The sequence below is a fragment of the Frankia sp. BMG5.60 genome (assembly GCF_059428125.1).
Genome location: NZ_CM182091.1, coordinates 7,562,653 through 7,575,146 on the forward strand (window position 1 = coordinate 7,562,653; position 12,494 = coordinate 7,575,146).

A 12,494-nucleotide genomic window follows, 5' to 3' on the forward strand; every position below is an offset into this window, starting at 1 on the left:
CCGTCGGCGCCGCCGGGATCGGCGGGCGCGACCACCCGCGGCGTCAGGGTGTCTCGGCGCCGTACCAGCGACCGGTGACCAGCCGGCTCAGCCAGCCGAAGAACGTGAACACGACGACTCCCAGCAGCGAGGCGAGGATGACCGCGCCGAAAAGCTGCTGGGAGAGCAGTCGCGCCCGGTAGAGATCGATCAGGACGCCGATGCCGGGCCTGCCCTGCTTGAAGAAGAAGTCGCCGACGACCGCCCCCACGACGGACAGCCCGGCGGAGACCTGGAAGCCGGCGAACGTCGCCGGCATCGCGGCCGGGAGCTGCAACGACACCAGCCGGCGCCAGCGGGGGATCCGGTGCAGCCGGAACAGGTCGAGCATGGCCTGGTCGACCGACTGCAGGCCGAACAGCGTGCTGCTGATCACCGGGAACAGGGCGATGAGGACGCAGACGATCACCCGGCTGAGGAAGCCGTAGCCGAACCAGAAGCCGATCAGCGGCACCATCGCCAGGGTGGGGATGGTCTGCAGGATCACCGCGTACGGGTACACCGACCTCTCGATCCACCGGGCCTGGCTCATCGCGATCGCCACGGCCATGCCCAGCGCGACCGACACCCCCAGGCCGATGAGCGCCACCGACGTCGACAGCCACAGCGCCCGCAGGAGCTGCGCGAGGTTGTGGCCGTCGAGGAAGGCGACGCGGACGACCGAGTCGGGACTGGGCAGCAGGAACCGGCGGTCCCGGTCGAGGACCACCAGGCTGACGAAGTACCAGACGCCGATGATGACCGCGAACAGGACGAGCGGGGCGACGCGGTCGCGCCAGGTCGCCCGCGGCCGCCCGGTGCGCAGCGCCCGGCTCCCACCGCGGACCAGGGCCGCCATCCGGCCCGCGGCGCGTCGCCCCCCGGGCGCGGGCGCGGGTCCGCCTCCCTGACCGGGCGTCGTCGGCCCGCCGACGACCCCCGGCGCACTCACGCGGGCTCCCCGGCGCGCAGGCGGCGCGAGACCGCGGCGGTCAGGCGGGTGAAGTCGTCCCGAAAGCGCAGCTCCGCCGGTCGTGGGAAGCCGAACGGGACGGTGAACTCGGCGACCACGCGGCCGGGGCGCGGTGACATCACCAGGACCCGGGTCGACAGGAACACCGCCTCGGCGACCGAGTGGGTGACGAACATGGCGGCGCCGAAGCGGCGCAGCTCGAACAGCCGCAGCAGCTCGCCGCCCAGCCGCTCCCGGGACATCTCGTCGAGGGCGCCGAACGGCTCGTCCAGCAGGAACAGGTCGGGGGAGAGCACCAGCGAGCGGGCGAGGGACACCCGCATCCGCATCCCGCCGGACAGCGAGCGGGGCCGGTGCCGCTCGAACCCGCCGAGCCCCACCAGGTCGATGACCTCGGCGGCCCGCGGCCGGTACTCGGCGCGGGGCACGCCGGTCAGCTCGGCCAGCGTCTCCACGTTGCGCCGCACGCTGCGCCAGGGCAGCAGGGTCGGATCCTGGAAGACGTAGCTGATCCGGCCGGTTGACGGCGACACCGTGCCGGCGGTGGCCTCGGTCAGGCCGGACGCCAGCCGCAGCAGGGTGCTCTTGCCGCAGCCGGAGGCGCCGACGATGCTCACGAACTCGCCGTCACGGACCGTGAGCTCGACCGGGGCGAGGGCCTGGGTGCCGTCCGGGTAGCGCTTCTCGACCCCGGTGAACGTCACCAGCGTCGGCGGGGGGTCGTCCGCCGGTCCGGTCGCCTCCCCGACCTCCCCGGCCTCCGCGGCAGAGCCGACCTCCCCGACCTCCGCGGCAGAGCCGACCTCCGCGGCCTCCGCGGCAGAGTCGACCCCCGCGGCGGAGCCGACCCCGCACGATTCGTTGCTGTATGTCCAAATAGGATGGCGCATGACCCGTGGGCCTAACCGTTCCGTGCCTCGGTCGATGCCGCCCGTGTTCCCGATCCGGCCGCGGCGAGGGCGGTCGGGACCGGGCTTCCCGGCGGCGGCCAATTGACCGATGTTGTGGCCAGGTCGCGCGGATAGACGGTGGCGAAGGTTCCGTCGGTGTCCTGTTCGATGGCCGTTGCGGAAAGTGTGTTCTGGTGGGTTCCGTCGAAACGGACACCGTTCCACGGCATGATGGTCGCGGCCCCCGGGAGATCGATCGCGACAAGTGCGGAGCGTATCCGCTCCCGTGCGGAACTGTCGGCGTCCTCGATTGCCCGGGCATAGATTGTCACCGCGGTGAAGGCGGTCGCCGCCTCCGCCGTCATCGTCGTCCCGAAGTCATGCTGATAACGTTCGGTGACTGCCGCGGCGAGTGGGTTGGCACGGGTGATGGGCAGCGACCACGAGACCTGCCTGCTCACCCGGCCCGCGAACCCGGGGATTGCGGCGAGCCGGGCGGCGTCCGCGGGGGCGCCGTAAACGACGACGGCGGGCGGTGTATACCCGGCGGCCTGGAACGCGCTTCCGAGCCTTTCCGTCGCGCCGGAGGCCGTCGCCAGGAGGACGACGTCGGGCGCGGCGGCCCGGACCGTCTCCACCGCGGCGGCGGGATCGGCGTCGCCGGGTTCGTAGGGGGCGCTTGCCACGATCTGGTAGCCGGCCTCCTCGCCGTACTCGGCGATGGTGGAGTTCAGGTCGGTGCCGGTCGCGTCGTTGCTGTAGAGCACGGCCACCCGTCGACGCGCCTGACCAGGCTGTTCGGCGTTGCGCAGCAGGGACAGGAAGGCGCCGCCGTAGTCCGCGGCGTCGGGTCCGGCCCGGAAGAACCAGCTCAACCCGCGCTCGGTGAGTGCCGTGAACGGGGCATCGCCGCTGATGAACGGGGTCTGTAGCCGCTCGGCCCGCTGGCTGGCGTCCAGGGTGGCCTCGGCGCCGAACGCACCGATGACGCCGGCCACGCCGTCGCCGTTCACCAGGGTCGCCGTACCGTCCGCCGCGCGTTGCCGGTCGCTTTTCGTGTCCAACGTCACAATCGACAGCCGGGCGTGACCGGCGGGTCCCCAGATTCGCCCGGCCGGGTATCCGGACCAGTCTTCTCCGGTGTTGATGAGCCGGCTGGCGAGTTCCGCTCCCCGTTGGGCGTCGCGGCCGGCTTCCACGTTCCCGCCCGTCAACGGGGCGAGAAGACCGATCTTGACCTCGCCGGAAACCGCGGGCGGCCCGGGATTGTCGCCACCGCCGCAGCCGGCGAGTGCGGCGATGCAGAGCAGCGCAACACCCGCCGCGCCCGCCCTTCGAAAACCGTGGATCATCACGCTCCCCGTGCGCCCGCCTGGAGTGAGGGGTGAAAGCTACAGCGACCGCGACGACACTAGTGGTTTGACGCCGGTCAAGCGCAGCGGGGTTGGCTCATCCCGGACGATTGCGAGCCCGTTCGTCAAGTGACCCCGCTGGCAGTCGCGTCCGGTGCGCAAATAGCCTTTTGGTTCGCCAACCGCGGCGACGCCGAACGTCGCGCGGGCGGGTGCGCAGGGCCCCGAGCGGCGGCGGCGCTCACCAGGCGCCGCCCGGGGTTCCGGGGTCGGTATTCGGGCGTTCGAGAGGCGGAGAGGTACGGGGCGCGTGATCGAGCCAGAAAGGGGCGGGACGTGACGGGCGAGCCGCCGGACACCTCCCGCGGAGTCCCCGACGGGGGCCGGGATCTCGACGGTGGTCAGGGCCTCGACGGTGGTCAGAGCCTCGGCCGGGGCCGGGATGGCGCCGGCGCGCGCGCGCGGCCCCTCGCTGCCCGCCCGGGTGCCGCGGCGGGCGCGATGACCGCCGCCACCGGCCCGCTGGCCCCAGGCCCCAGCCCCGGCCCCGGCCCCGGCCCGGCTCGCTCCGCGCCGCCGGCCGCCTCCGGCGGTCCGGGGGTGGGTGGCCGGCGCGCCCGGCCGCGGCGGCGCCGGCGGGTGAGTCTGCGCGACCTGCCCGTGCGCGGGAAGCTTTTCGCCGCGCTGGCCGTGCCCACGGCGGCGTTCCTGGCGCTCGGGATCCTCGCGGGCACGACCTGGCTGTCCAACGCCGCCAGCTACGGCCGCGACGTGACCGCGGCGAAGCTCGGCCGTGACGTCACGGCGACGGTGCACGAGCTCCAGTTGGAACGTGACCTCGCGGTCGGGTTCATCGGCAGCGGCCGCGGCGCGGACCCGGAGACCTCGCTCACCGGCCGGCTTGACGGCCAGCAGCGGGCCGTCGACGCGGCCGTGGGCAGGTTCCGCGGCACCCTGCGCTCCTCCGTCGGCGACCTCGGCGCCGGCACCGGGCGGGTGACCGACCGGGTCGAGGGCGACCTCGCCGGGCTGCCCGCGCTGCGCCGGTCCGTGCAGACCGGCGGCCTGTCCACGGACGCGATCTTCCGTCAGTACTCCACCACGATCACCGACCTGCTCGGCCTCGACGACCGCATCGGGCAGGACCGCGACGACGAGGACCTGCGCTACGCCGCGACCGTCCTCAACGACGTGTCGACGCTGAAGGAGATCGACTCCGAGATCCGCGGCGAGTTGTTCGCCACGAGCTTCGCGCAGCGGTTCGCCTTCGGCGCCTCCGACCGGCTGGCCGGGCTGCTCGCCCAGGAGCAGGCGACGCAGGACGGCTTCCGCGCCGCCGCCCGCCCCGACGACCGTGCCCGCTTCGACCAGATCGTCAACGGTCAGGCGGTGCTGACGGTCAAGCGCATCTCCGAACGGGCCGTCCAGCGCCAGCGGCTGACCGACCTCGACATCGATCCCGACCAGTGGTTCGCGGCCAGCACGACCCACATCGAGCTGCTGCGCACCGTCGAGTCCGACCTGCTCGACAACGTCACCCACTCCGCACGGCACCTGCGCTCCGACGCCTGGCGGCGCACCGCCATGATCGGTGCGCTCATCCTCGTGATCACCGTCGGCGCGATCGTGTGGACGTTGCTGATCGCGCGGACGATGACCGTCCCGCTGCGCCGCCTGCGCAGCGGCGCCCTCGACGTCGCCCAGGTGCGCCTGCCGCGCCTGATCTCCGAGCTGCAGACGGCGAACCCGGAGCAGGTCGACACGACGATCCGGTCGATCGGTGTCGACTCCCGCGACGAGATCGGGGAGGTCGCGCGCACCTTCGACGAACTGCAGCGGGAGGCGGTGCGCCTCGCCGCGGAGCAGGCCGGCCTCCGCCGCAACGTCAACACCCTGTTCCTCAGCCTCTCCCGGCGCAGCCAGAGCCTCATCGAGCGGCAGATCGCCCTCATCGACCGGCTGGAGGCCGCAGAGGAGAACCCGCTGCAGCTCGAGAACCTGTTCAGGCTCGACCATCTCGCGACCCGGATGCGCCGCAACAGCGAGAACCTGCTGGTCCTCGCCGGCACCGGGCCGGGGCGGCGCCGCGCCGGGCCGGTGCCGCTCGGCGACGTGCTGCAGGCCGCCCTCGGCGAGATCGAGCAGTACGAGCGGATCCAGATCATCGACGTGCCGGACGCGCGGATCGCCGCGGACTCCGTCAACCACGTCGTCCACCTGGTGGCCGAACTGCTGGAGAACGCCGCGCAGTTCTCGCCGCCCTACCTGTCCGTCGACCTCGCGGCCGTCCTCGACGACGGCGGGGTGCTCATCACCATCGACGACGGCGGGCTCGGGATGTCCGAGCGCGAGCTCACCGCGGTCAACCAGCGCCTCGCCCACCCGCCGCTGTTCGACTTCTCCATCGCCCAGCGCCTCGGCCTGTTCGTCGTCGCCCGCCTCGCCGACCGTCACGACATCGAGGTGCGGCTGAGCCGCTCGGACGCCGGCGGGGTGCGGGCATCCGTGCGGCTGCCCGCGCCGCTGCTCGTGGCGCCCGGCTCCGCCGCCGAGGCCCGCCCGCCCGCGCCGGCGCGGCGTGAGCAGCTACCCGGGACGGCGCTGTCCGACGCGGAGCCGACCCGCACCGGCCTGCCCGGCGCGCCGCCGGCACCGCTCGCAGACCTCCCGCCCGGCACGTCCCTGCGCGCTCCCCTCGCCGCGCCGGCGCCCCATCCGGGCGCCCCCCTGATCGACGGCACGATCACGAACGGCTCCGCCGATCCGCTGCCGCGGCGCGCCGTCCGCAACGGCCACAACGGACACAGCCCCGCCTTCGGTGACGGCTCCGCCGGCGTCGGCGACACGTCCTTCCTCGCCGACGCGCCATCCCTTGCCGACGCGCCATCGCTCGGTGACACGTCCCCGCCCGGCGACACGTCCCCGCCCGGCGACACGTCCCCGCCCGGCGACACGTCCTCGTTCGGTGGGAGCCCCGGCTTCGGCCAGGTCCCCGCGTCCGGCGCGGGGCACACCTCGGGCGCCTTCGCCCCGTACACGCCGACCGCCGAATGGTTCCGGCCGCGCGGCATCGATCTCACCGACGACGACCTCGCCGACCTCACGGATCTCGCCGGCCGCGGCGGCGTCGACCGGCCCACCGGCAACCCGGCGGCGGGGCCTGCCGCAACGGCGCCGGCCGGGGACGGGGCCGGGGTGGGGCTGCCCTCGATTGCCCAGGCCGTCGCCGCGCTCGACCGGCGACGCGAACGGGCTGCCCTCGATCGCGCGCGTGCCGGGGGAGCGCAGCCCGACCCGAGCGCCGCCGAGGACGCGGCGCCCGCGGTCGAGAAGCCGGCCCCGGCCACCACCACCACCGCACCCGCCGACGTATCGACCGCCGCGGAGCCGCCCCCGACCACCGCCGCCACAGCCGCCGACGTGTCGACCGCCGCCGTGCCCACCCCTCCGCCAGCCCCAGACGCGTCCGACGTGGACGTCGACCTCGCGCTGCCCACCACCTCCCTGCCGGCGTTCCCGGCGGTGTCGGCCCCGGCGCTCCATCCGGCCTGGGCCGTCGCCGCACCCGCCACGTCGCCCGCGGCCAGGTCGCGCGCCGCCACGTCGGCCGCAGGATCGCCAACCGCCGGGCCGTGGGCGCGGCTCGCCGATGCCACCGGGTTACAGCCGCCGGCCCTCGACGAGTCGGCTGAGCCGTTCAACTGGTTCGTGCGCGATGAGCTGGCCGTGGCGCCCGGCCGGGCGATCCCTGCCGCCGGCCGGGTGTACGGAGTCGAGCGGTGGGCCCCAGAGCCGTTCGCTGCGCCCCGCACATTCGACGCAGCCCTACCGCTGGCCGGCTCCGGGCCGCTGGCCGCCGCTGGGCCGCTGGCCGGCCCGGCCGTGGCCGCCGATCGGTTCGCGGGGCCCGGGCTGGTGGCGATGCCCGAGCCGCCGGCGGCGCCTGAGCCGGTCTTGGTGTCCGAGCCGATCGCGGCGCCGGCACCGAACCCGGGGCGGTTCGCCGTTCCGGCGCCCGAGCAGGCTGCCGGGACGGGGCCGTTCGTCGCGTCGAAGCCTGGGCCTTCGTCGCCCCGCCCCGGCACCGGACCGGGTGCGGGGTCGACCACGGGGCCGCGGCGGACCTCCACCGCGTCCGGGCTGCCGATCCGCACCCCGAAGACCGTGCCCATCCCCGGGCAGATCCCGATCGGTCCGCCGACGGGGCAGTCGGGCGGCGCGGCCGGTCCGAGCGTGTTCCTCGGCTCCGCCGCCTCGTCGTCGGCGACGCCCGACCCGGGCGTCGCACCCGAGCGGATCCGCGGGCGGCTGAGCCGGCTCTACGAAGGCATCCACCACGCCCGAGGGACTGCACCAGCCGCCGCGGAGGACGGCAACGGGGACGGCTGAGCCCGGCCGAGCCCCGTCCGTACGAACCCTGACCCCGATTCCCCGTCCACCCCGACCCCGCAGCCTGGAGGACAGCCGTGACCGACGCAGATCCGGACATCCCCTCACTCGACTGGCTCATCAACAACTTCGTCGACTTCGTCCCCGGTGTGGCGAACGCGATCGTCGCGTCCTCGGACGGTCACCTGCTCGCGGTGTGCAGCGGCTTCCCCCGCGAGCGGGCGGTGCAGCTCGGTTCCATCGCCTCGGGGCTGTTCAGCCTGACCCTGGCGGCCGCGGACTTCGTCGAGGGCGGCTCGGTGACCCAGACGGTCGTCGAGATGGTGCAGGGGTCGCTGCTGCTCATGGCCGTCGGTGAGGGGTCCTGCCTGGCGGTGCTCGCCACGAGCACCTGCGACATCGGACTGGTCGGGTACGAGATGACGGTGCTTGTCGCCCGCACCCGGGAGGCGCTGACCCCGGCGCGGCGCGCCGACACGCGCGAGAGCGTCTGACGCCGACCGGCCGCCGGTGACAGCCATGGCCTCGGGGAAGCGGGTGAACGGATGAACGGGGACGCGGCGGAGCCGTCGGGGGAACTCGTCCGGCCGTACACGGCGACCCGCGGCCGGGCGCGGCCGTCCCGCCTGCTGGCGCTCGAGGCCATGGTGACCACGACGCCGTTCGGCCTGGCGCGGCTGCCCGCGCTGCTGTTGGAACAGAAGTCGATCGTCGCGATGTGCGTCCAGCCGCAGTCGGTGATCGAGATCGCCGCGGCGCTGCGCCTGCCGGTGGGCGTCGTGCGGGTCCTCGTCGCCGACGCGGCGGCCGACCGCCTCGTCGACATCTCCCAGCTCACCATGCCCACCGGCGCGCCCGAGATGGCGCTGCTCGACCGCGTCCTGACGAACCTGCGCCGGCTCTGAGGCCGCTGCCCCCCGGTTGGACAGGACACACCGCCTGGGCAAGGCTACTGGTTGTGCCTGTCTCGTCGCCTGTTGTTGAGGTCGGAGGGTTGGAGTGATCCGCCGTGTCGTTCCCCGGCTGGTCGCCAGCCCGCCGGCGCGCGCCGTGCTCGCCCGGGGGCCGCTCGCGGCCGGGGTCGTCGACCGGTTCGTCGCCGGTCCCACGGATGCCGACGCCGTCGCCGCCACCGCGCGGCTGGCCGATCGCGGCCTGCTGGCGTCGGTCGACCTGCTCGGCGAGGGGGTCACCCGGCCGGACGACGCGCTCGCCACGGTCCTGGCCTACCTGCGGCTGCTCGACCTGGCCGACCGGGCGGGCATCGCCGCGGGGCTCGACCTGTCGGTCAAGCTGTCCGCGCTCGGCCAGGCCGTGCCACGCGACGGCCGCAAGCTGTCCTACGAGAACGCCGCGGAGATCTGCGCCCGGGCGGCGGCGGTGAACGCCACCGTCACCGTCGACATGGAGGACCACACCACCACCGACGCGACGCTGGACACGGTGGTCGAGCTGCGCCGGGACTTCCCGTCGGTCGGCGCGGTGCTGCAGGCCCAGCTCCTGCGCACCGAGGGCGACTGCCGCGACCAGGCCCGGGCCGGTTCGCGGGTGCGGCTGTGCAAGGGGGCCTACCGGGAGCCGGCCGGCACCGTGCACCGCGGGCGGCCGGCCGTCCGCGCCGCCTACGCACGCTGCCTGGGCATCCTGCTCGCCGGGCCGGGATATCCGATGATCGCCACCCATGACCCGGCGCTGATCGGCGTCGCCGGCCGGCTGGCCGCAGAACTGCGGCGGGCGCCGGCGACCTACGAGTACCAGCTCCTGCACGGGGTGCGTCCCGGCGAGCAGCGGCGGCTCGCGGCAACCGGGGCGACGGTGCGGGTGTACCTGCCGTACGGGCCGGACAGCGTGCCCTACCTGACGCGGCGGCTGGTGGAGAAACCCGCCAACCTGCTGCTGGCCGTGCGGGCGCTGGGCAGCCGGCACGGTTCCTGACGGGCCGCGCCGGGCGGGCGCGGGAAGGGAGGCAGCCGTGCCGGCAGGCGTGAGCGCGGGGTCGGTGCCCGTGGCCGACAACGAACCGGTCCACACCTACGCCCCGGGTTCGGCGCAGCGCGCCGGGCTGCGCCGGGCCCTGCTCCGGTTGGGCGGTGAGCATCTCGAGCTGACCAACACGATCGGGGGGCACAGCCGCCCGGGTGGCGGGCCGCCGCGCGACGTCGTCCAGCCGCACGCGCACCGCCGTGTACTCGGCACGCTGCGGGAGAGCACCCACGCCGACGCGGCCGCGGCGGTCGCCGCGGCGAAACAGGCCGCGGGTCCCTGGCGCGACCTCGGCTTCACCGGCCGGGCCGCGGTGTTCCTGCGTGCGGCCGACGCGCTCGCCGGACCCTGGCGCGACACCCTGAACGCCGCCACCATGCTCGGCCAGTCGAAGACCTGCCAGCAGGCCGAGATCGACGCCGCCTGCGAACTGATCGACTTCTGGCGGTTCAACGTGATGTTCGCCGCCGAGCTGCACGCCGCCCAGCCGCGCAGCGCCGCCGGCGAGTGGAACCGTCTCGACCTGCGCCCGCTGGAGGGGTTCGTCTACGCGGTCACGCCGTTCAACTTCACCGCCATCGCCGGGAACCTGCCGACCGCGCCCGCTCTCATGGGCAACACGGTCGTCTGGAAGCCGGCGCCGACCCAGGCGTTCGCCGCGCACTTCCTCATGCGGCTGCTGGAGGCGGCCGGCCTGCCGCCCGGGGTCATCAACCTCGTCGGCGGCTCGGGGGAGCCGGTCAGCGACGTCGTGTTCTCCGACCCCGACCTCGCCGGCGTGCACTTCACCGGCTCCGCCGCGGTGTTCACCCGGCTGTGGCGGGCCGTCGCGGACAACCTCGACGGCTACCGGTCCTACCCGCGGATCGTCGGGGAGACCGGGGGCAAGGACTTCGTCGTCGCGCATCCCTCGGCCGACGTCGACGTGCTGCGCACGGCGCTGGTGCGCGGCGCGTTCGAGTACAGCGGGCAGAAGTGCTCGGCGGCGTCGCGGGCGTACGTCCCGGCGAGCCTGTGGCGGCGGATGGACGCCGAGCTCGCCGCGGCCACCGAGGCCCTGTCCGTCGGCGACGTCAACGACTTCGACCACTTCACCGGCGCCGTCATCGACGCGCGGGCGTACGCCCGGCTCGCCGCCGCCTGCACCCGCGCCGCCAGCGACTCCACCGTCACCGTGCTCGCGGGCGCCCAGTGCGACGACGCGATCGGCTGGTTCGTGCGCCCGACGATCCTCGTCGGCACCGACCCGGGCCGGGAGTGGTTCACCCGCGAGCTGTTCGGCCCGATCCTGTCCGTCCACGTCTACGACGACTCCCGGCCGGACGCCTGGGACGACGTCCTGCGCCTGGTCGACCGCACGTCCCCCTACGCGCTGACCGGCGCGGTCGTCGCCACCGACCGCGCGGCGATCGCCCGCGCCGAGGACGTGCTGCGCTTCGCCGCCGGCAACTTCTACATCAACGACAAGCCGACCGGGGCGGTCGTCGGGCGCCAGCCGTTCGGCGGGGCGCGCCGGTCGGGGACCGACGACAAGGCCGGCTCCGCCCAGAACCTCCTGCGCTGGGTCAGCTCCCGGGTGGTCAAGGAAAACCTGTGTCCGCCGGTCGTGCACGGCCATCCGCACATGGGCGGCGGTGGCGTCGCCTCCGGTCTCGCGGTGACGGCCCGGGCGGCCGGCCGGGCGGCGGGCGGCGGGGCGGCGGGCGGCGGAGCGGGCGGGGGTGGTGGCGGCGTCGCGGACCGCTCGTCCGGCCCGAACGGCGCGGATCCGCCCGCCGACAGGCGCGGCGGCCGTCCATGAGCAAACGTTAGTGAACAAAACGACAACTGCCGGAAACCTGATGAACGTAAGGACAACTGGATCTGTGGATCTCTAAACTGGCGCCATCGCTCCCTCCTCCGATCCAGGAGTCGACATGCCCGCAGCCGAGAACTCCCGCCACGTCCTGACCTTCTGCGGAAAGTGCAGTTGCGGCTGTCCGGAGCTGTTCGTCGACCACACCGCGTCCGCGGAGCGCCGCATCGTGCTGACCGACGACTTCGGGCAGCGGATCCAGATGAGCGTCGAGCAGCTCCAGGTCATCGTCGACGAGGCGCGCGCCGGCCGCATCACCGAGCTCGTCGACGCGGAACTCGCCCTGGGCGTGGGCTGAGATGCCCGGCGGCCTGCCCCGCCGGGGGAGCGGGTGGGTCGCGGTCCGGGGCGCCGTCCGGGCATGCGGCCGGGTGTCCGGCACCTGCCGCCCGCCGCGGTGACGCACCATCACTCCGCGGCGCTGTCCTCGCAGCAGCTTCCGACGGCCGTGGCGCTCGTCGCCGCCGCCGCGATGGGCATCGTCGCGTTGTTCCACGCCACCCGCATCGTCACCGACGACGGCCGGGCGCACCACGTCCCGGCGTTCGTCCGCCAGGTGCTGCGGGGCCGGGTGGCCGCGTTCGTGCCGGTGGAGATCGGTCACACGATCGTCGCGGTGGGCATGGCGGTCATGTTCGTCGGTCCGTCCGGGGTGGCGTCCTCGGGGGCGTTCGCGCTGACCTATCTCGCCCTCGCCGGGGTGTTTCTCGTCCTCGTCCTGACGAACCCCGCCTGCTGCGAGCCGGCCCGCTGGTCGTGCTGTTCGATGCTGGTCGTCGAGGCGTTGGCGATGGCGTGCATGGCCCGCTCGGGCCGGTGGCCGGTGGGTGACCTCGGTGACCTCGGTGACCCCGGCGATCTGTCCGGCTGGTTCGCCGTCGTCTTCGCCGTCGCCGCGGTCGCGGCCGTCGGCGGGCCGCTGCTGCGCCGGGCCCGGCCGGCCTGGGACGCCGCCCCTGCCCCCATCACCCCCGCCGCGTCCCGGCTGATCATGGCTGGCGGGATGCTGCTCATGCTGGTCTGAGGGTGAGGTC

The 12,494-nt window shown here is 74.4% G+C and carries 10 protein-coding genes; 7 read left to right on the forward strand and 3 right to left on the reverse strand.

Features of this window, described 5'->3' with window-relative positions; all coding sequences use genetic code 11:
- Window positions 1–43: 43 nt before the first annotated feature.
- The 3 genes from AC5R91_RS30995 to AC5R91_RS31005 form a co-directional block, all read right to left on the reverse strand.
- The gene (locus AC5R91_RS30995; RefSeq protein WP_495398096.1) at window positions 44–877 is read right to left on the reverse strand and encodes an ABC transporter permease; all 834 of its coding nucleotides are present in this window, start codon (window positions 875–877) and stop codon (window positions 44–46) included.
- Window positions 878–966: 89 nt separating this feature from the next.
- Window positions 967–1,881 carry an ABC transporter ATP-binding protein gene (locus AC5R91_RS31000; protein WP_495394822.1) on the reverse strand — a complete coding sequence of 305 codons (915 nt, stop codon included), beginning with the start codon at window positions 1,879–1,881 and terminating at the stop codon, window positions 967–969.
- An 11-nt stretch (window positions 1,882–1,892) separates the two neighbouring features.
- Complete coding sequence (locus AC5R91_RS31005; protein WP_495394823.1) at window positions 1,893–3,233, reverse strand: ABC transporter substrate-binding protein; 1,341 nt, start codon at window positions 3,231–3,233, stop codon at window positions 1,893–1,895.
- A 336-nt stretch (window positions 3,234–3,569) separates the two neighbouring features.
- Between AC5R91_RS31005 and AC5R91_RS31010 the strand changes: the two genes are divergently transcribed.
- From AC5R91_RS31010 to AC5R91_RS31040, 7 genes are all read left to right on the forward strand, one after another.
- Window positions 3,570–7,622, forward strand: coding sequence for a sensor histidine kinase (locus AC5R91_RS31010; protein WP_495394824.1), 4,053 nt, complete (start codon window positions 3,570–3,572; stop codon window positions 7,620–7,622).
- Window positions 7,623–7,699: 77 nt separating this feature from the next.
- Window positions 7,700–8,116 carry a roadblock/LC7 domain-containing protein gene (locus AC5R91_RS31015; RefSeq protein ID WP_495394825.1) on the forward strand — a complete coding sequence of 139 codons (417 nt, stop codon included), beginning with the start codon at window positions 7,700–7,702 and terminating at the stop codon, window positions 8,114–8,116.
- 51 nt (window positions 8,117–8,167) lie between these two features.
- Entirely contained in the window at window positions 8,168–8,527 is a 360-nt protein-coding gene (locus AC5R91_RS31020) for a DUF742 domain-containing protein (RefSeq protein ID WP_495394826.1), read from the forward strand.
- A 94-nt stretch (window positions 8,528–8,621) separates the two neighbouring features.
- Window positions 8,622–9,557: a proline dehydrogenase family protein gene (locus AC5R91_RS31025; protein WP_495394827.1), complete on the forward strand. Its 936-nt coding sequence runs from the start codon at window positions 8,622–8,624 to the stop codon at window positions 9,555–9,557.
- A gap of 37 nt (window positions 9,558–9,594) precedes the next feature.
- Entirely contained in the window at window positions 9,595–11,406 is a 1,812-nt protein-coding gene (pruA, locus tag AC5R91_RS31030) for an L-glutamate gamma-semialdehyde dehydrogenase (RefSeq protein ID WP_495394828.1), read from the forward strand.
- 115 nt (window positions 11,407–11,521) lie between these two features.
- The gene (locus tag AC5R91_RS31035; RefSeq protein ID WP_495394829.1) at window positions 11,522–11,758 is read left to right on the forward strand and encodes a hypothetical protein; all 237 of its coding nucleotides are present in this window, start codon (window positions 11,522–11,524) and stop codon (window positions 11,756–11,758) included.
- Between the two features lie 63 nt (window positions 11,759–11,821).
- Window positions 11,822–12,484 (forward strand): DUF5134 domain-containing protein, encoded by a 663-nt coding sequence (locus AC5R91_RS31040; RefSeq protein WP_495394830.1) that lies wholly within the window; start codon window positions 11,822–11,824, stop codon window positions 12,482–12,484.
- Window positions 12,485–12,494: the final 10 nt, after the last annotated feature.